The following is a 21,285-nucleotide window of genomic DNA, read 5'->3' on the forward strand; positions in this document are numbered from 1 at the left end:
TCACTACCCGAAATTCGCGGTGGCTTTAACCTGCTCGCTCGTGTTTCGAATTTCGTTTTTCGAGTTTCGTCATTTCCCCCGCGCCAGCCGCTCCACCACGTACGCCTTCACCGTGTCGAACGCGTCCGCCGCGTTGGTAAACCGCCGCGCCGCGAAATACTCCTCCAGCTCCCGCAAAAACGCATCGCGCTCGGCCGCGCCCGCGAATTCCACCGCCACGCCGCGCTCGCTATCCGGCGCCGCGCTCGGCGTCGCGCGAAACCCGCTGCAGCTCAGTCCCCGCAGCCCCGGCTCCGTCGTCCACCCCAGTTGATACCGCATCCCCACGCACCATTTCTCAAACCTGTCATTGCTTAAATGTCCAGATTCACGACTTCCAGGGCGTTGTCCTCGATGAACTTGCGGCGGTCCTCGACGTTTTCACCCATGAGCGTGGTGAAAATCTTCTCCGCCTCCACCACGTCCTCCAGCTTCACCTGCAGCAGCGTGCGCGAGTCCGCGTTCATCGTCGTTTCCCACAACTGCTCGGGGTTCATCTCCCCCAGGCCCTTGAACCGGGTGATGGCGAAGTCCCGTTTGGCGTCCTCCAGGATGTAGCTGAGCACGTCCTGCGCCTTTTCCTTGCTCACCTTGTCCCCGTTGCGCGCCACCGTGAACGGCGGGTAGTTATACTCCCCCACCTGCTTGGCCAGCGTGCGCATGCGCTTGTATTCCGCGGTCGAAGCGAGCGCCCAGTTGATCTTGGTATGGTGCGGCGCCCCGAACTGGATCTCGTGCAGGCTGTGCTCTTCGTCGAACACAATCTTCCCGTCGAGCTTGAGCTTGGACTTTTCCACGGCCTTCAGCAGCTTCTCCAGGGCCTTCTTGTCCTCGAAATCCGTCTTCTTCTCCAAACCGCTTTCCGCCAGCAGTTCCACGAGGCCCGCTTCGCGCAGCCGCCGCCCCAGCTTGGCGGCCACGGCTTCGTATTCCTGCACGTTCAGCAGGAAGGAGGTCAGCCCCGCGCCCTGCAGGCTCACGCCTTCCCGGGCCTTCACCACGTGGTCTTCCGTGGCCCGCTTCATCAGTTCGCGCGTGAATTCCCGCTCGTCGCGGATGTAGCGCTCGCTCTTGCCGCGCTTCACGCGGTACAGGGGCGGCTGCGCGATGTAGATGTGCCCGCGTTCGATCAGCTCCTTCATGTGCCGGAAGAAGAAGGTCAGCAGCAGCGTGCGGATGTGCGAGCCGTCCACGTCCGCGTCGGTCATCAGGATGATCTTGTGGTAGCGCAGCTTGCCCGCGTCGAAATCGTCCTTGCCGATGCCCGTGCCCAGCGCGGTGATGATGCAGCGGATTTCCTCGTGCCCCAGCATCTTGTCGTAGCGCGCCTTCTCCACGTTCAGGATCTTGCCCTTCAGCGGCAGGATCGCCTGGTACTTGCGGTCGCGCCCCTGCTTGGCCGAACCGCCGGCCGATTCCCCCTCGACCACGAACAGCTCGCAGCGCGCCGGATCGCGTTCCTGGCAGTCCGCCAGCTTGCCCGGCAGCCCGCTGGAATCCAGCGCGGACTTGCGCCGCGTCAGCTCCCGCGCCTTGCGCGCCGCCTCCCGCGCCCGCGCCGCCTCGATGCATTTGCCGATGATGCGCCGCGCCACGGTGGAGTGCTTGTCGAACCAGTCGCCCAGCTTTTCGTTCACCAGTTGCTCGACGTCGCCCTTGATGTCGCTGTTCAGCTTGCCCTTGGTCTGCCCTTCGAACTGCGGCTGCGGCAGGCGCACGCTGACCACCGCCACCAGCCCTTCGCGCACGTCGTCGCCGTTGATGGTGACCTCGTCCTTCTGTTCCTTCAGCATGCCCGCCGCCGCCGCGAAGTTGTTGATCGTGCGCGTCAGCGAGGACCGGAAGCCCGAGAGGTGCGTGCCTCCGTCCACCGTGTTGATGGTGTTGGCGAAGGCGAAGACGTTTTCCCCGTAGGTGTCGTTGTACTGCAGCGCGATCTCGATCTCCACGTTCCCGCGCTTGCCTTCGATGTAGATCGGCGAATCGTGCAGCACCGTCTTTCCGCGGTTCAGGTGCTTCACGAACTCCCCGATGCCTCCGGTGAACCGGAACTCCGCCGTCTTTTCCGTGCGCTCGTCGGCCAGCGTGATCTTCAGGCCCTTGTTCAGGAAGGCCAGCTCGCGCAGCCGCTGCGAGAGCGTGTCGTAGCTGTACACCGTCTTCTCGAAAATGGCCGGATCGGGGTGGAAAGTGATCTTCGTGCCCGTCTTGCGCGTCTTGCCGGTCTGCTTCAGCTTGGAAGTCGGCTTGCCCTTCTCGTAGGTCTGCTCCCACACCGCGCCGTCGCGCGAAATCTCCAGCTCCAGCCAGTCGGCCAGCGCGTTCACCACCGAGACGCCTACGCCGTGCAATCCGCCGGAAACCTTGTACGTGTCGCTGTCGAACTTGCCGCCGGCGTGCAGCACCGTCATCACCACCTCCGCCGCCGGGCGCTTCTCCGTCGCGTGCATGTCCACCGGGATGCCGCGCCCGTTGTCCACCACGGTCACCGAGTTGTCGGCGTGCACCGTGACGTTGATCTCGTCCGCGTACCCGCCCATGGCCTCGTCCACCGAGTTGTCCACCACTTCCCACACTAGGTGGTGCAGCCCCATCTCGCCCGTCGAGCCGATGTACATGGCGGGACGCAGGCGCACCGCTTCGATCCCGCCCAGCACCTTGATGGACTTGGCGTCGTACTGGTGGCCCGGCGCTTTCCCGGTTACTGTCTCGTTGGCCGCTTCGCGGCCACCGTTAACTTTGTCACCCATGAGCTCTCCTGACGAACCATTGCCGCGCGCCACGCGTTCCCCGCCGCTCGGAACGAACGCGTGCGCAAAAAATCCCGCGAAAAATTCTGCACTGCAGTTTCTGCCTATCAGGGGAAGGCGTGCTTGCGGAATGCTCCCGACGTCGCCTTACCCTTTGTCCCGATGCGTTCCATCGGAATCGTAGGGTCCCTTGCTTCATCCCGTCGCGCGCAGCGCGACGTGGCGAAGACTTACAATTTCCAGGCTCGTTTCACTTCCTCGGCTCCTGGCGCAGAGCCGTAAAGCGAAAGTAAATCGCCTGGCCGACGTGTCCCGATTTTCCGGGGACGAGCCGTTCAGAGGACACCGAACTGCCCAACAACTACATTCAAAGTGTACCCGATCCAGGCCATTTTCTCAAGGCCGCGATTCATCCTTTTGCGCCTATAACGTTTTATTTTTCTGTTACTTAGAGGCAAGACGGAGAAGAAAGTTGGAGGTTTTGCGCTCTCCTTCAGCATCCCTCTTTTCCGCGCTCCTCAGCAGGCCGCGAAAGAGGATATTCGATGTAGCGCGCCGTTTCTTCCGCCACCTCCCGGCCGCAGAGATGTTCCACCACGGCGAACGCCATTTCGATTCCCGCGGAAACTCCCGCCGAGGAAAATATTTTGTCGAAGACCACGCGTTGGTCGCGCAGCACGGTCACTCCAGCGTTCATTGACTCCAGGAAATCGCAGGCGCCCCAGTGGGTCGTGGCCCGCCGGCCCTGGAGCAATCCTGCCTTGGCGAGTACTAGGGCACCGGTGCAGACCGACGTCAGCAATTCGCAGGAACCGGCCTGCCGGCGAATCCACGCCAGTGTCTCTTCGTCCGTGAGGAGCGGCCGCGTCCCGAATCCACCCGGCACGACGAGAATATCGATGCGCGGAGCGTCGCGGAAAGACCACGAGGGTATGACCTGCAGATCTCCGGTGGTGCGGATGGGCGCTTTTGTCCTGGCTACGGTGAAAACGTAGAAGGGAGCGCTCTCGTCCGATCGGCGCGATTCCACACCCGGAAGGAGCCGAGTGCGGGAAAAAACTTCGAAAGGCCCGGCAAAATCGAGGACCTCGACGTCGTCAAAGAGAAGAATGCCGACGTTGAGCTTCTCCATCAAATCCTCATGGGCATGATGATGTAGCGGTAGCGGTAATTCTCGTCGGCCAGCGGCCGCAGTTGCCCGGCGGACTGCTCGTCCTTGAGCTCGATGCTGATCGGCCCTTCCGCCGCGGCGGCTAGAAAATCCAGCATGTACTGGGCGTTGAAGCCGATGGCCAGCGGCTCGCCTTTATATTCCTTGTCGATCGTTTCCTTGGCCTCGCCGTACTCCGGGCTCTGCGCGGAGATCTCCACGCCTTCCTTGGACACCGCGAATTTCACGGCGTGCGAGCGCTGATCGGCCAGTTGCGAAACGCGGCGCACGGCATCGCTCAACTCCGCGCGCTCCAGCACCACCGTGCGATTGTTCTCCTTCGGCAGCACCGCCTCGTAATTCGGGAATTGCCCGGTGAGGATCCGCGAGATCAGCAGCCGGTGCCCGGCCTGGAAGAAGAGGTGGCTCTCGTCCTTGGCGAAATCCATGTGCGCGTCGGAGCCCGACGCAGCCGCGAGCTTCTCGACTTCGTCCATGGCCTTCTTGGGAATCAGCACGCGCACTTCGCCGTTCAAGCCGGCCAGCTTCTGATCCGTCTCCGCCAGCGCCAGGCGGTGCCCGTCGGTGGCCACCATGGCCAGGGTGTCCGGCTTCAGGATCATCAGCCCGCCGTTGAGCGTGTAGCGCGACTCCTCCATGGAGATGGCGAATTTCGTCCGCCCGATCAGGCTCTCCAGCACCGCGGCGGGAATCTTCACCAGGGCGTGCGGCATCGCCGGGATGGCCGGGAAATTTTCCTTGGCCATGCCCACCATCTTGTACTTTTTCTTGTCGCTGACGATCTCCACCCAGTGGTTCTCGAGCAGCTTGAACTTGATATCGCCCTCGGGGAGCAGGCGCACCAGGTCCAGCAGTTTCTTCGCGGGGATCGTCCCGGCGCCCTCTTTCTTGATCTTGGCTTCACAGGAGGTGCGGATGCTCAGTTCCAGGTCCGTCGCCGTGATCGTCAGGCGCGCTCCCGTGGCCTCCACCAGCAGGTTGGACAGGATGGGGATGGTGGTCTTGCGCTCCACGACACCCTGCGTCGTGGTGAGTTCATTCAACAGCGCGGATTTAGTGACGCTGAATTCCATCGCTTGATTTTCCTCGTGTGCGGTTCCAGGTGCGGCCATCGGCTGCTTCCCTCGGCACTGCTCTGCAGCCGTACTCTACTCGTTTTTGGCCAAAGTATAAAGCGTGTCCCATCAAAACAGCCTGTGGAAATGGCTATCCTCCCGGGCTTCCCTATTTACCAAGCCTCTCCGGGTCTCCTTGCCGTTGCGCCAACTCTCCGACATAAGCGGTTTTTTCACAGCTTGCGATACACACAGCTCAAGAAGTATCTTCATCAAAGCAGTTTTATTCTTAACTCGAAAAAGAGCTTGTTGTTGTGATGATGCCTGTGAGTCCGTGGAAAACTATGGAACAGACTCGCAGTGTGAGGCTTGCCGGAAAATTGCCATGTGTCCGCAATGTGCGTATCGCGGAAAATTCCACCCCACCCCACGCTTGACCCGCAAAACACAAAATTCCCTCCACGCCTCCAACAATCCTTCCGCAGCTTGTTCAGCGCTTCTGCACACGTTTTCCTCCGCCTGTGCCCGGCAAAAAATACCACTCTGCGGAGACCGCAGTCGCTGGGTAAGTAAGTAGCAGCGATGAGACGGCAGTTTGCGGGGAGAATAAGGAATTCACGAGAGGATACTCCTCCGGCACCCAGAACAACTCCCCGAGCTGCCGGACCAAATACCCGTGTGCGGGTTATTGCAGGACGTCTAGCAGGCGCGTGATTGTGCGGTTTAAGTCTTTGTCGCTCTTGCGCTGTTCTTCGATCTTGTTGATCGAATGCAGCACAGTGGTGTGGTGCTTGCCGCCGAACTGCCGGCCGATCTCCGGCAGCGAAGCCGTGGTCAGCTGCTTCACCAGATACATGGCTACCTGGCGCGGGAAGGCGATGGCCCGGGTGTTGCTGCGCACCTTCAGATCCTGGTCGCGCAGGTTGTAGTGCTCGCACACGCGCTTCTGAATCACCTCGATAGTGACCCGCTTTTCCTGCGTGGCGATGATGTTCTTGAGCACCTGCTGCGCCGTGGCCAGGGAAACGATGGTGCCCGTCAGCGAGGTGTAGGCGATCAGCCGCGTCAGCGCCCCTTCCAGTTCGCGCACGTTGGACTTGATCGAGCGCGCGATGAATTCCGCCACGTCGTTGGGCAGCGGGAAGCGGTCATTCTCCGCCTTCTTCTGGAGAATGGCGATCTTGGTCTCTAGGTCGGGCGGCGCGATGTCCGCGATCAGACCCCATTCGAAGCGCGAGCGCAGGCGCTCTTCGATCGAATTGATCTCCTTGGGCAGGCAATCGGAGCTGATCACGATCTGCTTCTGCTGTTCGTAAAGCGAATTGAACGTGTGGAAGAACTCTTCCTGGGTGCGCTCTTTCCCGGCGATGAACTGAATGTCGTCCACCAGCAGCACGTCCACGGTGTGGAAGCGGTCCCGGAAGCTGATCATGCGGTCGAAGCGCAGCGAATTGATCACTTCAATCGTGAACTTTTCCGCGCTGATGTAGGTCAGCCGCGCTGCCGGATTGCGCTTCTTGATGGTGTGTCCGATGGCGTGCATCAGGTGCGTCTTGCCCATGCCCACTCCGCCGTACAGGAACAGCGGATTGTAGGCTTTCGAAGGTTGCTCGGCCACCGCCCGCGCTGCGGCATGCGCAAAAGCGTTGGACCCGCCCACGACGAAGGTGTCGAAGGTGTACCGGGTGTTGAGTTGGTACTCGGCGTTGTCGAAGTCCAGCTTGGACTGCCGGATCGGCACCACCGGCGCCACGCTGTGCGCCGGCGCGGCCTCTTCTTCGGTGCAGACGTATTGCACTTGCGCGGTGGGCAGACCAATCTGGTGCAGAACCGCCTTCACGATCTCCCCGTAAGTCTGCGTCAGCACCCGGCGGAAGACCACCTTAGGCACATGCACAAACAGTGTTCCATTTTCAACACGCTCCAGCCGCGTGGGTTGGAACCAGGTCGAGAAGGTGTTGGTGTTCACCCGGGGTTTGACGTGCTCGAGGAACTTGTCCCAGGTATTTATCGCGTTAGTCATCGGATCCAGATCGAAATTTGGAGCTGCATTTAAAGCATGCCCCTTCCCAGCATCATTTCCACAAGTGTGGAAAAGCTGTGGAAGCTTATCCCCTGCCATTTTCGTCGGGCTTCGAGAGTCTTATCCGAACCGCAATGGGTTACTGTGCCCCTGATTGCTCCCCCGCGGCTCGGTTCAGGTCGCCGACTCACAACACTCGCTTGTGAGATGCGGGCGGATTGTCTCCGATTGGCTGGACGGGGGCAAGCGAAAAGTGTGCGAAGGGATTCACCGTGGTTCACACGCCGTCCACAGCTTTTCCACAAGCCTCAAAGCGGGGCATTTGACCGCAAATCGTCAATGTTTATAAGGCTATTTACAATTTTCGCGGCTCCGCGCGAGTTCCTGCGCCTTTTTCGAGCACTCTCGCGCATCGTGCCTGCCGCTCATCTCGGCTTGTCCGGGCGCGCGAATTCGTATACCCCCAGCGGGTCGCTCCCGATCAGCAGCCGCTGCGCTTCGATCAGGATGCTCGTGGCTTCGAGCCGCGCTCCTTCCGGCGTATACAGCCGGTATGTGGAGCGGCGGTTCCCATCGCGGTCGAAATGGAAAAGGGTGTTTTCCAACGCTATCCACACCTCCCCGCTAACCGGGTCCACCCCCACGGCCGTCAGCACCCTCTTAAACGTGGGCGAATCCCCCCGTTTTTCCTGCCTCTGGATCTCCCGCCGGATGGCCTGGGCCTTGGGCAGGACGTCCAGGCTGGTCACCTGGATCTCCGTTTTAGAGTAGCCCTGGCGGTCGAACACTCGCACCGTGGGCTCGGGCAGGTAGTCGAAGGCGTAGTAGAGGTGGTCCTGGGCATCTCTGGCCAGCCGGCCAATGTTCAGAAAGCGGTTGAGGTCCTTGCGCTCGGCAATATCCGCGGGGTCCCCGAATTCCCGCACCTCCCGCCCATTCAGGTCGAAGACGGTCACCAGGTGCGGCCCGCGCAGCGTGGAGACGGCAACCTCACCCCCGGACAGGCTCGCCAGCGAGATGGGCATGGCCACCGGAATGGTCCGCAGCAGTTCCCCCGCGGGCGAGAAGATCTTGACCGCATCGGCCCCGCGGTCGGCCACATAGATGCGCCCCGCGGCGTCCACATCGCAATCCTCGCCGAAGAGGATGGGCGGCTTAACCCGGGCGGGAACACCCGTCTGAACGGCGCTGGAGAGCTGCAGCAGGGTCTTGCCCGCGGCATCGAAGACCGTCAGCCCCGGAGCCGGCGAGGCCAGCACGTAGTAGTGGCCCGCGGCGTCGCGCTTGATCGCGCGCAGCCCCGGCCCGATCCCCGGAAACAGCCGCTGCGTCGCCGTCAGCGTGTCCGCGTCATCTATCGCTGTGACCGCGAAGCGGTCAACGTCCTGCGCCAAGGCGCATGACGCCGCGCCCGCCAGCAGAGACACCGCCACAATCATTCGGAGAAGGAAACCCACACCCTGTCGCATGCTTCTTCAGATTACATCGCCGCCGCGCAGGTTGCCCGCAATTCCCCCCTGGTTGCGTTGACCGCTTCGCGGTCACACAGATCGTTGACCGCTTCGCGGTCACACAGATCCAGGACACAAACTTTCCGTTCCCGCAGTTGACAACTTCCCGGCGCTCCTATAACTACAGCGCAGGAGCACTATCCCATGAAAACCAAACTGTTCCTGGCCGTCCTTCTGACTTTGGCTGGCGTCGTCTATGCCCGGCAGCCCGCCGCCAAGCCCGCCGCTGTCGAGCAGGAAATCCGCGATCTGGAAAAGAAGTTCAACGACACTTACGCCGCCAATGACCTGCCCCGCTATTTCGCCTTCTACGCCGCCGACTTCACGCAGTGGCTGCCCGAGGGCCGCACCGACCTGCCCACCTACCAGAAGGATTGGACCACGTACATCCGCAGCGGCAACCGCGTCGAAGCCGCGGAGATCTCCGACCTGCACGTGCAGATCGGCCCCAGCCAGGACACCGCCGTCGCCAGCTACCTCTTGCATGTGCGCACGCGCACGGCGCAGGGGCCGGTGACCGACGAGGACTTCCAGGAGAGCGACGTCTTCTTCAAACGCGGCGGCGCGTGGAAAATCGTGCACCTGCACTACTCCCCCGCGCCAAAGAAAGAAACCAAGTAAGGCCGCTCACCAGCACTGGCCACACTGCAACCCGCGGTCATCCCGAGCGAAGGGCCGATGATGCTTAGCGGCCCGGAGCCGATCGATATCGGATTCCGGCCTTGGCGGAGCTCTCTCGACCCGGCTGGAAAGGATCTCTCCTAATCGATGTGGAAGCAGAGGCGCGCGATGGAGCGCGCGCGCAGGCGCCCAGCGGCGTTGCGCGCGCCGTCGTCATCGGTTTCCACCAGCACCGTGTTCATCTGCACGTCGCCGGAGGCCACGTCGAACTTCGTGGGCATGGCGTCCAGGAAGCGCTTGATGATGTTCGCGCGGTCCATCCCGATGATGCCCTCGTGCGGCCCGGTCATGCCCACGTCGGTGATGTACGCGGTACCCTGCGGCAGCACGCGCTCGTCCGCGGTGGTTACGTGCGTGTGCGTGCCCACCACGGCGCTCACTCGCCCGTCGAGATACCAGCCCATGGCGATCTTCTCGCTGGTGACCTCCGCGTGCATATCCACCAGGACAAAAGCCACTTCCGGCGGCAGCTTGGCCAGCTCCCGGTCCGCGGTGCGGAAGGGATCGTCAATGGCCGGCATGAACACCCGCCCCTGCAGGTTCAGCACCGCGTAGGACACGCCGTTCTTCGCCGTGCCCACATATACCCCGCTCCCCGGATTGCTCTCCGGAAAATTCGCCGGGCGCAGCAGCTTCGGCTGGTGCGGAATGTGCTCCAGGATCTCGCGCCGGTCCCAGCTGTGATTTCCCCCGGTGAGCACGGCGATCCCCGTTCCCAGCAGCTCTTCCGCGAGCCGCGGCGTGATCCCGAAACCCGAGGCGGAGTTCTCCCCGTTGGCGATGACCAGATCGATGCCGTGATGCTCCACGATGTCCGCCAGGCGGTCGTGGACGATGCGCCGGCCCGGGGAGCCGACTATGTCGCCGATGAATAGGATGCGCATAAAAAACGGAGCAGACTGCTTGGCCGTGGGGAACTAGGTCGTGAACCTCTGAATTAGGTGGGCGCCACGAGCCAGCCGTTAGGCTTTCCTGCCCCGCCGGCTTCCCGGTCTTTCCGGGACGCCGGCGGGACAGGCCGTGCACACAGGCTGGCTATCCGCAGCTCCTCAGAGATTCTCCATTGGTTCGAACGACTTTCGTTCCCGCACCTGCTTCGAAGTACCGCTCCACTTCCATTCTAGCAGGATGCCCGCCGGAAATATCCAGCAGAGCCCGCGCCCCCCCTAGAAGTGGAATCCGAGCTCCGCCGTGTACGAGCGCGGTGCGACGAAATGCGTCCCGCTGAAGGTCGACAGGAAGTTGAACAGCGTCACTTTGTTCGTCAGGTTGATGACCGTGAAGCGCAGGCTCCACTTGTAGTGGTCGCCATGGAAGAGGTCGTCATCGCCCACGCTGGCGTCAAAGAGGTTGCGCGGGGTCACGCGCGTCGGATTGCGGTCGACGTCTCCTTTACCGGGCAGCGGGAAGTTCAAAAGCTTGGCCCCGAAGTTTGTTTGCCCGGCACAGCCAGCCGGCGTCAGCGCGTTCGCCAGGGTCGCCACCTGGTTGCCGCAGTAAAGCCCGATCGCGGCCTGCTGGTCCGCATCCAGGAACCCCAAGGCGGTAGGAAAATCGGCCAAGTTGGGGTTGCTGGCCACTAGCCCGCTGTCGTAGCGCCAGTTCATGGCGATCCACGGCAAGGTCTTCCACGGCTGGTATTGCGCATGCGTCGTCTGCTGGAAGGCCTGGTCGTGATCGATGCGGAAGACTTCGCCGCCCGTCACCGTGGCCCCCAATCCTCCCACTTGTGGCGGGAAGAACCGCGCTCGAACGTGTCCCAGAATCGTAAATGCCGTCAAGCCGTGGTAATTCGGCACGCTCACGCGCACCGAAACTCCGTCCACCTTCGAGTTGTGCCAGGCAATGGGGAAGAAAATCGGTGTGTTGCCAAAGGCGCTGAAGTCGTACCCGTTGTGCGTGTACTTCCACAGGTAGTCCGCATCCACCACCAGAAAGTTCCCGAAGGCTTGCTGCAACCCGGCATTGAACTGGTTGCGCTGCCCGGAGCGAATCGGCGCTTGTAAGCTCTGCCCGCCGATCACGCCGGTGATCACCGGGTTGCTCGCCCCCTGACTGGCGAGAATCAAGTTCTCATTGAACGGGGTCTCCATGACGCGCGCATAGGAGGCACGCAGAACTGTGTTCGTTTTCTTGATGTTATAGGCAATGCCCACGCGCGGCTGCACTTGCGTATCGTGGACCATCCCGCGATATCCATCACCCCGAATCCCCAAATTAAAGGCCCAATTGCCTTTCGTGATCGTGTCCTGGATGAATAACCCCAGTTGCTTGATGTCCGTGTGGCCGCGGAAGGGGAACAGCGCGCTTTGCCCGCCCGGGCAGTTGTCCGTCGCTGCCGGCGCGGGCCTGCTCAGGTCGATGCAGCCGAGCGCCGCCACAAAGTTCGGATTGGGCTGCAGCGCACCCGTGCACTGCGCCGGGTCCGTCAGTGCGGGGTTCGTGTCAGGCCTCCCATCAGCATTCAGACAGACTGGATTGGTGAACGGGCTGGTAATTCCGAAGTTGAAATTCTCCGTGAGGAACGTGTGTTCAAACGTGACGCCTGCTTTGATGTTGTGAATGCCTTTCACGTAGGACACGTCCGAGTGCATGCCCGCATTGGTCAGTTTTCGCTGCTGCGTGACCGTCGCCGGTTGATCCGCAAAAACATTCTGGCTCGGGAAATAGCCATACTGGTCCTGCCGCACGAAGGCCCCCACGGTCAACAGCGTCGTGGGACTGACCAGCCGCGTCCAGGTTGGCGCGATGTTGAAGGTCTTGATCAGCGAACGCTGATCCGTCTGGCCTACGAGATTATTCTGGAGGCCGCTGAGGCCCGCATTCAGGTTATCGAACGTATTCGGCGTCTGAAACCAGGAACGCGTATAACCAAGGTTCACGTGGACCGTGTCCGCGCCGCTCAGCTGATAGTCCACGCGGTCGAAGAGGTTTTCCTGATTGCCCTTGTCGTGGAGGGCTTGCAGTTCCGGTGGATCCAGAAACCGGCTGGTGCTCAATGCGCTCGCGGCGATGAAATTTCCCCACTTCTGCCCCCCGAAGGCCACGTCAAAGCCGCCGTTTACGGAGCCAAAACTTCCGTACGAAACCTTGACGCTGCCTGTGGGCTTGCTCTGCCCAAGACCCGAACGGGTCGTCACTTTAATGATCAAGCTGGTCTTGTCGCCAAATTCGGCCGGCGGAGCTCCGGAAACCACCTCCATGGACTGGATCGATTCGGCGGGAATCTGGTTCGAAAAAACTTTGCTCTGCTGGTCGGTAATCGGCTGGCCGTCCACAGAAAACGAATTCTCCGCGTGGTCCCCGAGCCCGTGGAACAGGCCGTTCGAGTCCGCCACCACTCCGGGAGTCGCCAGCGTCACCAGAGAACTCACCGACGAGGACTGGCTTTCCAGCGGAAGCTTGTCGAACAAAGCGCGATCCACGTCCGTGTGAAACGTGGAGTCGGTCTCTACGAGGTCGGCGCCAGTGGCCTCCACTGTGATGCTGGTCTCCGCACTGCCGATCTTCAAGCTGACCGGCACCGCCGTCGGAACGCTCGAGCGCACATCCACGTCCTGCGTGTAGGATGCGAAGCCCGCGGCCGTCACAGCCAGGTGATACAGGTTGAACGGCAAGTTCGTGAAACGAAACTCTCCGGCGTTCCCCGTGGTTGTCTCGCGGCGAAAGCCGCTCACCGCGTAGGAGATTTCCACTGTCGCGCCGGCAACCGCCGCTCCCGACGGGTCCTTCACCACCCCCTCGAGCGTGCCCGACGATTGTGCCCAGCCCGGCACGGCCGCGAACAGCAAACTCCAACTGAAAACCAAAAGTGCAGTACTGCGCAAATTCCTGGACATTTTTCCTCCGCCCCCTCGGGGGCTCCCTGCGGTTGTGGGTGAATGGAGGCCGCCAAAAAACCGGCGGAGACGCGGCCCTGGCAGAGGGGCGGCGTGCGTTTAGCGCTTCACAAAAAACAGCGGGAATTTACGCGGCGGGAGGTGCGCGCGAGGCGCGGTGCAGTCCGAAGGATTCCGTGGCAGCGGCGTCCAGCGCAATCGCGGCGTTCCAGGTAACCAGTTGAGGCGACTGGGCGGCGTGGTGTTGCGCAGCGGCCAGCGCCGGCATGTGCAGCGACTGGCAAGTGTGACACACGGCCCCTGGCCCGTCTTTGTGCCGATGCAGGAGCGTGCCGCCCACGGCGAAATAGAGCAGCACCGCGCAGGCCAGCAGTGCCAGCATGCGGCGGGCGGAGGGAGCAGCGAAGATAGGTCCTTGTGTGCGCATCGCTTTGCAAGCTTGACCGCGAAGCGGCCAACTTACACTTGACTGTACCAGCTTTGACGCTGCCGCGGGCGGGCGGGTTGTGCAAGAGCCACCTGTGCCGCGCATTGACCGCTTTGCGGTCACCCAGAACAAGGCCTGCTTGACCACGCAACCATTTCAGCCTAAGCTCCGTCTTAGCAAGGGCATGTCTGGCAAGACACACCGGATAGCGCTTTTCGCTTTGCTCCTCGGGGTTATCCTCCTCGCGGCGCAGTTCCATTTGTGCGCCGACCTGACGGCCGGACCCTTGAGCTCGCACATTTGCCCGATCTGCTCCACCGCGGGTTCCGTGATTCCCACGCCGTCTCCGAGCATGGCGATCGTTCCGGCCATGAACCGGCTCGAAGTCTTCGCCGTGATCGTGCTAGTTTCCACAGAACTTCCGCGCACCATTTCTCCACGCGCGCCCCCCGTCCAGTAGCCAGCCGCGTTTCTCTCCGTCGTTTTCATTCACCGTTGCTATCCGTCCTTCTCGCAGGGACGTTTGAGGAGTATCCATAATGAAGAAAGGAATGGCATGGGCCGCGGCACTGCTGGCCTGGCCTGCTTTCGCGGCGGCGCAGCAAAACCCTGCGCCGGCGCCGGCCGCGGCGCCTCCCCGCGCGGCGGCGCCCCAGCCCCCCGCTGCTCGAATTTCCATCGAGGAGGCCATCCGGCTCGCCCTGCAGCACAACCATGCGCTGCAGGCCGCGCGCTCCACGATTTTGCAGTTCCAGGCCCTGGAGACCACCGCCAATCTCCGCCCTAACCCGGTGCTTTCCTGGGACGCGCAATTCCTCCCGCTCTTCCATCCCAGCCAGTGGAGCGCCGATTACCTCGACAATCAGGCGCAGTTCGACGCCGGGCTCGGCTACACTTTCGAGCGCGGCCGGAAACGCCAGCACCGGCTGCAAGCGGCGAAGGACCAGACCGCGGTCGCGCGCTCGCAGGTCGCGGACAACGAGCGGCAGTTGGTGTTCAACGTTTCGCAGCAGTTCATCGCCGTGTTGCTGGCGCAGTCCGCCCTCGATTTCACCCAGCAGAGCCTCGACAGCTTCCAGCAGACCGTCAAGATCAGCGAGGCGCGGTACAAAGCCGGCGACATCAGCGAAGGCGACCTGCTGAAGATCCAGCTGCAGGCGCTGCAGTTTCAGACCGATGTTTCCGCGGCGCAGCTCGCCAAAGTGCAGGCCCTCGCCGCGCTGCGCCAGCTCGTGGGCTTCGAATCGGTGCCGGACAATTATGCGGTCGAGGGCCGGCTCGACTATCAATCCGTGCACGCGGGACTCGACGACCTGAAGGCCCTGGCCCTGCGCAGCCGCCCCGACCTGCAGGCCGCGCAGCAGAATGTGATCGCCGCCCGCAGCCAGGAATTGCTCGCCGCAGCCAATGGCAAGCGCGACCTCGGCGCAAGCTTCAACTACTCGCACGCGGCGGGGCTCAGCACCGGCGCGCTGTTCTTCAATATCCAGCTCCCGCTCTTCGACCGCAACCAGGGCGAAATCGCCCGCACGCGCTACGCCATTACGCAGTCGCAGGAGCTGGCCAGCGAGACCGCGCAGCAAGTGCTCACCGACGTTGTGGACGCCTACGAAGCGCTGCGCACCAACGATCAGATCGTACAGCTCTATCGCGGCGGCTACGTCGATCAGGCCAAGGCCTCGCGGGACATCAGCGAGTACGCCTACAAGCGCGGCGCGGCCAGCTTGCTCGACTATCTCGACGCCGAGCGCACCTACCGCGCAAATCAGCTCGCCTACCGTCAGGCGCTCGCCAGCTACATGGCCGCGCTCGAACAGACGCGCCAGGCTGTGGGAACGAGGAACCTGCCATGAAAACGCACACGCACGCTCGAATTTTTCCAGCCGTCGCGCTGGCGGCCGGGTTGGCACTGGCCGTCGCCGCGGGATGCGGTTCGGGCCCCGCCGAATCCGAATCCCAGATGACCTCCTATTCCGGGCGCGAGACCAAGGCCGACACCGCGGCGCTCTTCACCGTGCCGCAGGAGCAGATGGCCCATGTGCAGGTCGTCCCCGTGGAAAAGGCGCGGCTGCCGCGGGTCCTGCGCCTCACCGGCTCGGTCACTTACAATGCTTTCAAGACCACTCCCGTCTTCACCGCCATCGGCGGGCCCGTGCATGAAATCCTCGTCGCGCCGGGCGAGACCGTGCGCGCCGGCCAGCCCCTGCTGACCGTCAACAGTCCCGATTACTCCGCTGCGCGCTCGGCCTACCTCAAGGCGCGCGACGTGGCGCAGCTCACGGAAAAGAATTATCTGCGCGCCACCGACCTCTACAACCACCAGGCCATCGCGGAGCGCGACCTCCAGCAGGCCGAATCCGACCGCACGCAGGCCCTGGCCGACGTGCAATCCAGCGAAGATGTCCTGCGCGCGCTGGGCATCAGCGATCCGGAGGCGGTCGTGAAGAATCCGCCGAAGGCTGCGTCGCAGATTCCCTTGCTGGCCCCGGCCGGCGGCGAAATTGTCGAGCGCCTCGTCGGGCCCGGGCAGTTGCTGCAGGGCGGCGCCACGCAGTGCTTTACCATTTCGGACATGAGCACGGTCTGGGTGCTGGTGAACGTCTACCAGAGCGACATGGCCTTCGTGCACGCCGGCGACAACGTGGACATCACCACGGACTCTTATCCGGAAATTTTTCACGGGCGAATTTCCTATCTCGCCCCGGCCCTCGATCCGAACACGCGCACGCTCCAGGCCCGCATCGTCGCCGGCAACCCGGGCAAGAAGCTCAAGAAAGACATGTACGTCACCGCGACGGTGCAGGCCGGTGCGATTCGCGATGCGCTGACCGTGCCCGACGCGGCCGTTCTGCGCGACACGGAAAATCAGCCGTTTGTCTATGTGCAGTCGGGCCCCAACCAGTTCAGCAGGCGCCTGGTCCAGCTCGGAGACAGCCGCGGAGGCCGCACACAAATCACGGAAGGCTTGCGGGAAGCCGAGCGCGTGGCCGGCGACGGCGGCCTCTTCCTGCAGTTCAAGAATTCCCTGCAGCACTAGTCAGAAAGGCAGCCAAGAGAGATCCTGATGATTCATCGCATTGTCCAATTCGCGCTGCAGCAGCGCTTTCTGGTGCTGATGGTGACCGTGCTCATCATTTGCGCCGGAGCGCTCTCCTTTCAGCGCATGCCCGTGGATGCCTATCCCGATCTCTCCCCGCCCATGGTCGAGCTGGTCACCCAGTGGCCCGGCCACGCCTCGGAAGAGATCGAGCGCCTCACCACCTTGCCGCTCGAACTGGCGATGAACGGCACGCCGCATCTGAAGGTGATGCGCTCCATCTCGCTCTATGGACTGTCGGACATCCGCCTGACCTTCGACGAAAGCGTGGATCCCTATTTCGCGCGCCAGGTGGTCTTCGAGCGTTTGAGCGACGCCACGCTTCCTGCGGGCGTAACGCCCAGCATGGCCCCGCTCTTCAGCCCCAGCGGGCTCGTGTACCGCTACGTGCTCGAGAGCCCGGACCGCACACCGCAGGAATTGAAAACCTATGAAGACTGGATCGTCGAGCGCGCCTATCGCAGCGTCCCCGGAGTAGCCGACGACTCGGGCTTCGGCGGCACGACCATGCAGTACCAGGTCCTCCTCGATCCGGTAAAGCTCTCCAACTACCACTTGCCGGTGGTGCAAGTCTTGAATGCCCTGGCGTCCAACAACGCCAACACCGGCGGCGGATTCTATTCGCAAGGCGGGCAGTTTTACTACGTGCGCGGACTCGGCTTAATGAAGACCACCGAGGACATCGGAGAAGTTGTGGTCGGCAGCGCCAACGGCGTGCCCATCCGCGTGCGCGATATCGGCCGCGTGGAAATCGGCCATGCCCCGCGCCTCGGCATGTTTGGTTTCCAGAAGAACGACGACGCCGTAGAAGGCGTCATTCTCATGCGCCGCGGCGAGCAGACGCAGACCGTGCTTCAGGGCGTCGAGAAGAAAACCCTGGAACTCAACCGCAGCATTCTGCCCCCCGACGTGAAGGTGCGGCCGTTCTACGACCGCAGCGACCTCGTCCGGGTGACCACGGACACGGTCGAATGGAACCTGCTCCGCGGCATGCTCCTGGTGCTCCTCGTGCTCATCTTTTTTCTGGTCAGCGTCCGCGCCGCGGTCATCACCGCGCTGACCATTCCTCTCGCGCTGCTCTTCGCCTTTATTTTCCTGCACCAGACCGGCGAAGCCGCCAACCTGCTTTCCATCGGGGCCATCGACTTCGGCATCATCATTGACGGCACCATCGTCATGGTCGAGAACATCTACCGCGAGCTCGGCTTGCGCCGCGGCCAGTCCTACAAGTTGCACGAGGTGATTCTCGCCGCGGCCCACGATGTGGACCGCCCCATCTTTTACTCCGTCGCCGTGATCATCGCCGGGTACCTGCCGATCTACGCCCTGACCGGCCCCGCGGGGAAGCTCTTTCACCCCATGGCCGATACCATGGCCTTTGCGCTCATCGGCGCGCTGATCCTTACGCTTACCGTCGTTCCCGTGATGGCTTGGTACGCTTTCAAGAAAGGCGTCGAGGAAAAGCACAATCGCATCTTCGACTGGATCCGCGACGCTTACGCGAAGTGTCTCGATTGGTGCCTCGCTCATCCCAAGATCACTCTTTTCACCAGCGGCGCGATCTTTGCTGCAAGCCTTCTCCTCGTCCCTCTCATTGGCGGAGAATTCCTTCCGCATCTCGACGAAGGGGCGCTCTGGGTTCGCGCCACGATGCCGTACACCATCTCTTTCGAGGAGTCGAGCAAGTTCGCCCCGCAAGTCCGCGACCTGCTCTCAAAGTACCCTCAAGTCACCATCGTCGGCTCGGAACTCGGCCGCCCCGATGACGGCACCGATCCAACAGGTTTCTTCAACTGCGAGTTTTATGTCGGCTTGAAACCGTACGACGACGCTTCCTGGAAGAAAGGGCCTATCCGTACGAAAGAGCAGCTTATCGTCGACGTGCAGAAGAAGCTCGAAACCTATCCCGGCGTCATTTTCAACTACACCCAGCCCGCCGAAGACGCTGTCGACGAAGCTCTCACCGGACTCAAATCCGCTCTCGCGGTCAAAATCTTCGGTCCCGATCTCGATGTCCTCCAGAAAAAGGCCGTCGAGATCAAGAATGTTCTCGATAAGACGCAAGGTTTCAAGGAACTCACTGTCGTTCGCGAGCTCGGCCAGCCCAGCCTGATCATCGACGCCGACCGCAAGAAAATCGCCCGCTACGGCATCAACGTCGCCGATGTCGAAGCCGTGGTGGAGGCGGCCGTCGGCGGCCAGGCCGCCACGCAGGTGATCCAGGGCGAAAAAATCTTCGATCTCGTCGTGCGCATGGAGCCGCAATTTCGCTCCAGCGCCCGCGACATCGGCGACTTACTCGTGCCCGCGCCTGCCGGCCAGCAGATTCCCCTTTCCGAGCTCGCCACCATCCGCGAAAGCACCGGCGCCTCCTTCATCTATCGCGAAAATAACTCGCGGTACGTCGGCATTCAATTTTCTATTGAGGGCCGTGACCTTGAGAGCGTCGTGAAGTCCGGCCAGCAAGCCGTGGGCAAGTCCGTCGCGCTGCCAGAGGGCTACTCGCTCGACTGGGGCGGCGAGTACAGCGAGCTGCTCGCGGCCAAATCGCAATTTATTATTATCGGCCCGCTCGCCGTCTTGCTCATTTTCCTCATTCTTTTCGCGCTTTACGGCAACTTCAAATTTCCCGTTACCATCGCTATCGGCGCAGTCGTGACTCAGCCGGTCGGCGCGCTCATCGCTTTAAAGCTCACGCACACGCCGTTCAGCGTCTCCAGTATCCTCGGCCTTCTCGCATTGCTCGGCGTCTCGGTCCAAACTGCGGTCATCCTCGTCAGCTACATTAATAAGCTGCGCCTGGAGGGCAAGTCCATCCATGAAGCCACGCGCGAAGCCTCGCTCCTCCGCCTGCGCCCCATCATGATGACCGCGCTCGTCGCCTGCCTCGGCCTCCTGCCCGCGGCCATGTCCACCGGCGTCGGCAGCGACACCCAGAAGCCGCCGGCCGGCGCACTGCTCCTATTTCCGTCCTCCCCGGCGCAGGGCCGATGCCTTCGATCGGCCCGCTCCCTGCCGCGTTGCATGCCGCCCCGCGCCCGCAGCGCTGGAGCCGCACCCGCACGGCGCGGGGCCAGCAGTGCCATAGGCCTGTGGGGTTACCTTTGAGTTTTGCCGGAATCTTACAGGACCAGCCGGGGATCGAAGTGATTCGTAATTCGTGGCTCGTGGAAAAATACTGCGGCGCCTCTCTTCCACGAGTCACAAGCCACAAATCACGGCTTCACGCCGTCTGCTTCAGCGCCCGCTCCACCAGCGCCAGGCAGCGCTCGGCCTGCTCACGCAGCAACTCTTCGCGCTCGCCGCGCTCGTGCCGCGTGCTGTGCAGCTCGTCGGCGATGGCCAGCGCCGCCAGGACCGCCGCGCGCTGCGTGTCCACGGTGCCGGTGGCTTCGGCGATGGCGTGCATGCGCGCGTCCACGTACGCCGCCAGCTCCTGCACGTAGGCCTCGTCCAGCTCCCCGCGGATCGAGTAGCTCTGCCCGAAAATCTGCACTTTCACCGGCGCGCTCATGGCGTCTTCCTCATGCGCTGTGCCGTTCAGCGCGGCATCCCGTTGGGATACAGCAGGATCTTCCCCGCGTGCCCGCTCTGCAGTTTGGCGAAGGCGCTCTCGAACTGCTCCAGGGGGATGCGCTCCCCGAACAGCGGATCGAGATTCACCCGCCCGGTCTTGAGCAGCGCGGTCATCTGCATCCAGGTGTCGTACATGCGCCGCCCGAAGATGCCCTGCACGGTGGCGCCCTTGAAGATCACGGCATTCACCAGGTCCAGCGTAACCGGCTCCGTGGGAATCCCCAGCAGCGAAGCCCGGCCGCCCGCGCGCAGCGCCTGGAAGCCCTGCGCGATGGCCGTGGGGTGGCCGGACATCTCCAGCAGGGCGTCCACGCCCGTGCCGCCGGTTTCCGCCCGGACGCGCGCCACAACATCTTCCGCCGCCGGATTCAGCACCGCGTCCGCGCCCATCTTCACCGCCAGGCCCCGGCGATGCTCGTTCACTTCCGTGGCAAACACCGTCGCGCTGCCGCAGGCCTTGGCCACCGCGATGGACATCAGCCCGATCGGCCCGCAGCCCGTCACCAGCACCGTCTGCCCGGCAATCGGCCCGGCCAGCACCGTGTGCACCGCGTTGCCCAGCGGATCCAGGATCGCCGCATAATGCTCGGGAATGGCTGCATCCAGCTTCCAGATGTTGCTCGCGGGAATGCGCACGAATTCCGCGAACGCCCCGTCCCAGTCGATCCCGATCACCCGCACGTTCTGGCAGACGTGCGCCTGGCCCAGCCGGCACTGGTGGCAGTGCCCGCAGTTGACGTGCATCTCCGCGCTGACGAAATCGCCGGGCTTCACCGCGGCCACCTCGTCGCCCACGCGCTCCACGATCCCGCAGAATTCGTGCCCCAGCGTCACCGGCGGCTTGATGCGCCCCTGCGACCAGCGGTCCCAGCCATAAATGTGCAGGTCCGTCCCGCAGATGGACGCCGCCTTCACCCGCACCAGCACGTCGCCCGGCCCAATGGCCGGCACTGGCGCTCTTTCCAGCGACAGCCCGCGCCCCGCCTGCATTTTGCGCAGCGTTTTCATGGTGGTGGGTGTGGCGGAAGACATCGAAATAGCTCCGAAAGGAGGCGCAGCGATGGTAGCACACGCCGTTCCGCCCCGTGTAGCGCAGGCCTCCTGTAGCGCAGGGCA

The 21,285-nt window shown here is 62.7% G+C and carries 16 protein-coding genes; 5 read left to right on the top strand and 11 right to left on the bottom strand.

Annotated elements, in window-relative coordinates; genetic code table 11:
• Positions 1-69: 69 nt before the first annotated feature.
• From LAN61_00570 to LAN61_00595, 6 genes are all read right to left on the bottom strand, one after another.
• Positions 70-321, bottom strand: a complete 252-nt coding sequence (locus tag LAN61_00570) for a hypothetical protein (protein MBZ5538989.1) — start codon at positions 319-321, stop codon at positions 70-72.
• A gap of 32 nt (positions 322-353) precedes the next feature.
• A complete protein-coding gene (gene gyrB, locus LAN61_00575) occupies positions 354-2,789 on the bottom strand; it encodes a DNA topoisomerase (ATP-hydrolyzing) subunit B (protein ID MBZ5538990.1) in 2,436 nt (811 codons plus the stop codon).
• A gap of 493 nt (positions 2,790-3,282) precedes the next feature.
• Positions 3,283-3,921 (bottom strand): DJ-1/PfpI family protein, encoded by a 639-nt coding sequence (locus LAN61_00580; GenBank protein MBZ5538991.1) that lies wholly within the window; start codon positions 3,919-3,921, stop codon positions 3,283-3,285.
• Positions 3,921-5,033: a DNA polymerase III subunit beta gene (dnaN, locus tag LAN61_00585; GenBank protein MBZ5538992.1), complete on the bottom strand. Its 1,113-nt coding sequence runs from the start codon at positions 5,031-5,033 to the stop codon at positions 3,921-3,923. Before dnaN ends, LAN61_00580 begins: the two co-directional genes overlap by 1 nt.
• A 667-nt stretch (positions 5,034-5,700) precedes the next feature.
• Positions 5,701-7,038, bottom strand: a complete 1,338-nt coding sequence (gene dnaA, locus LAN61_00590; protein MBZ5538993.1) for a chromosomal replication initiator protein DnaA — start codon at positions 7,036-7,038, stop codon at positions 5,701-5,703.
• A gap of 425 nt (positions 7,039-7,463) precedes the next feature.
• Complete coding sequence (locus tag LAN61_00595) at positions 7,464-8,495, bottom strand: hypothetical protein (GenBank protein MBZ5538994.1); 1,032 nt, start codon at positions 8,493-8,495, stop codon at positions 7,464-7,466.
• A gap of 198 nt (positions 8,496-8,693) precedes the next feature.
• Here LAN61_00595 and LAN61_00600 point away from each other — a divergent pair, with 198 nt between their 5' ends.
• Complete coding sequence (locus LAN61_00600; GenBank protein MBZ5538995.1) at positions 8,694-9,170, top strand: nuclear transport factor 2 family protein; 477 nt, start codon at positions 8,694-8,696, stop codon at positions 9,168-9,170.
• A 140-nt stretch (positions 9,171-9,310) separates the two neighbouring features.
• Here the strand turns inward: LAN61_00600 and LAN61_00605 are convergent, their stop codons facing one another.
• The 3 genes from LAN61_00605 to LAN61_00615 form a co-directional block, all read right to left on the bottom strand.
• On the bottom strand, positions 9,311-10,114 hold the full coding sequence (locus LAN61_00605; protein ID MBZ5538996.1) for a TIGR00282 family metallophosphoesterase: 804 nt from the start codon (positions 10,112-10,114) through the stop codon (positions 9,311-9,313).
• A gap of 282 nt (positions 10,115-10,396) precedes the next feature.
• The gene (locus LAN61_00610; protein MBZ5538997.1) at positions 10,397-13,069 is read right to left on the bottom strand and encodes a TonB-dependent receptor; all 2,673 of its coding nucleotides are present in this window, start codon (positions 13,067-13,069) and stop codon (positions 10,397-10,399) included.
• A 127-nt stretch (positions 13,070-13,196) separates the two neighbouring features.
• Complete coding sequence (locus LAN61_00615) at positions 13,197-13,496, bottom strand: hypothetical protein (GenBank protein ID MBZ5538998.1); 300 nt, start codon at positions 13,494-13,496, stop codon at positions 13,197-13,199.
• 94 nt (positions 13,497-13,590) lie between these two features.
• Between LAN61_00615 and LAN61_00620 the strand changes: the two genes are divergently transcribed.
• From LAN61_00620 to LAN61_00635, 4 genes are all read left to right on the top strand, one after another.
• Positions 13,591-13,956 carry a hypothetical protein gene (locus LAN61_00620; GenBank protein MBZ5538999.1) on the top strand — a complete coding sequence of 122 codons (366 nt, stop codon included), beginning with the start codon at positions 13,591-13,593 and terminating at the stop codon, positions 13,954-13,956.
• A 79-nt stretch (positions 13,957-14,035) separates the two neighbouring features.
• On the top strand, positions 14,036-15,349 hold the full coding sequence (locus tag LAN61_00625; protein MBZ5539000.1) for a TolC family protein: 1,314 nt from the start codon (positions 14,036-14,038) through the stop codon (positions 15,347-15,349).
• A complete protein-coding gene (locus tag LAN61_00630) occupies positions 15,346-16,533 on the top strand; it encodes an efflux RND transporter periplasmic adaptor subunit (GenBank protein ID MBZ5539001.1) in 1,188 nt (395 codons plus the stop codon). The genes LAN61_00625 and LAN61_00630 overlap by 4 nt, the downstream gene beginning before the upstream one ends.
• Positions 16,534-16,560: 27 nt before the next feature.
• The gene (locus LAN61_00635; GenBank protein ID MBZ5539002.1) at positions 16,561-19,701 is read left to right on the top strand and encodes a CusA/CzcA family heavy metal efflux RND transporter; all 3,141 of its coding nucleotides are present in this window, start codon (positions 16,561-16,563) and stop codon (positions 19,699-19,701) included.
• 115 nt (positions 19,702-19,816) lie between these two features.
• On the opposite strand, the gene LAN61_00640 is transcribed toward LAN61_00635, so the two are convergent.
• Positions 19,817-20,107 carry a cell division protein ZapA gene (locus tag LAN61_00640; protein ID MBZ5539003.1) on the bottom strand — a complete coding sequence of 97 codons (291 nt, stop codon included), beginning with the start codon at positions 20,105-20,107 and terminating at the stop codon, positions 19,817-19,819.
• Positions 20,108-20,133: 26 nt separating this feature from the next.
• Positions 20,134-21,177, bottom strand: coding sequence for an L-threonine 3-dehydrogenase (gene tdh, locus LAN61_00645; GenBank protein MBZ5539004.1), 1,044 nt, complete (start codon positions 21,175-21,177; stop codon positions 20,134-20,136).
• Between the last annotated feature and the right edge of the window lie 108 nt (positions 21,178-21,285).

The sequence above is a fragment of the Terriglobia bacterium genome (assembly GCA_020072785.1).
Classification (GTDB): domain Bacteria; phylum Acidobacteriota; class Terriglobia; order Acidiferrales; family UBA7541; genus Acidiferrum.

Excerpts from the sequence above, each read along its gene's own strand:
- LAN61_00605 (MBZ5538996.1), bottom strand. The coding sequence starts at position 10,114 with ATGCGCATCCTATTCATCGGCGACATAGTCGGCTCCCCGGGCCGGCGC.
- dnaN (MBZ5538992.1), bottom strand. The coding sequence starts at position 5,033 with ATGGAATTCAGCGTCACTAAATCCGCGCTGTTGAATGAACTCACCACG.
- LAN61_00580 (MBZ5538991.1), bottom strand. The coding sequence starts at position 3,921 with ATGGAGAAGCTCAACGTCGGCATTCTTCTCTTTGACGACGTCGAGGTC.
- tdh (MBZ5539004.1), bottom strand. The coding sequence starts at position 21,177 with ATGAAAACGCTGCGCAAAATGCAGGCGGGGCGCGGGCTGTCGCTGGAA.
- LAN61_00615 (MBZ5538998.1), bottom strand. The coding sequence starts at position 13,496 with ATGCGCACACAAGGACCTATCTTCGCTGCTCCCTCCGCCCGCCGCATG.
- dnaA (MBZ5538993.1), bottom strand. The coding sequence starts at position 7,038 with ATGACTAACGCGATAAATACCTGGGACAAGTTCCTCGAGCACGTCAAA.
- LAN61_00630 (MBZ5539001.1), top strand. The coding sequence starts at position 15,346 with ATGAAAACGCACACGCACGCTCGAATTTTTCCAGCCGTCGCGCTGGCG.
- gyrB (MBZ5538990.1), bottom strand. The coding sequence starts at position 2,789 with ATGGGTGACAAAGTTAACGGTGGCCGCGAAGCGGCCAACGAGACAGTA.
- LAN61_00600 (MBZ5538995.1), top strand. The coding sequence starts at position 8,694 with ATGAAAACCAAACTGTTCCTGGCCGTCCTTCTGACTTTGGCTGGCGTC.
- LAN61_00635 (MBZ5539002.1), top strand. The coding sequence starts at position 16,561 with ATGATTCATCGCATTGTCCAATTCGCGCTGCAGCAGCGCTTTCTGGTG.
- LAN61_00570 (MBZ5538989.1), bottom strand. The coding sequence starts at position 321 with ATGCGGTATCAACTGGGGTGGACGACGGAGCCGGGGCTGCGGGGACTG.
- LAN61_00610 (MBZ5538997.1), bottom strand. The coding sequence starts at position 13,069 with ATGTCCAGGAATTTGCGCAGTACTGCACTTTTGGTTTTCAGTTGGAGT.
- LAN61_00640 (MBZ5539003.1), bottom strand. The coding sequence starts at position 20,107 with ATGAGCGCGCCGGTGAAAGTGCAGATTTTCGGGCAGAGCTACTCGATC.
- LAN61_00625 (MBZ5539000.1), top strand. The coding sequence starts at position 14,036 with ATGAAGAAAGGAATGGCATGGGCCGCGGCACTGCTGGCCTGGCCTGCT.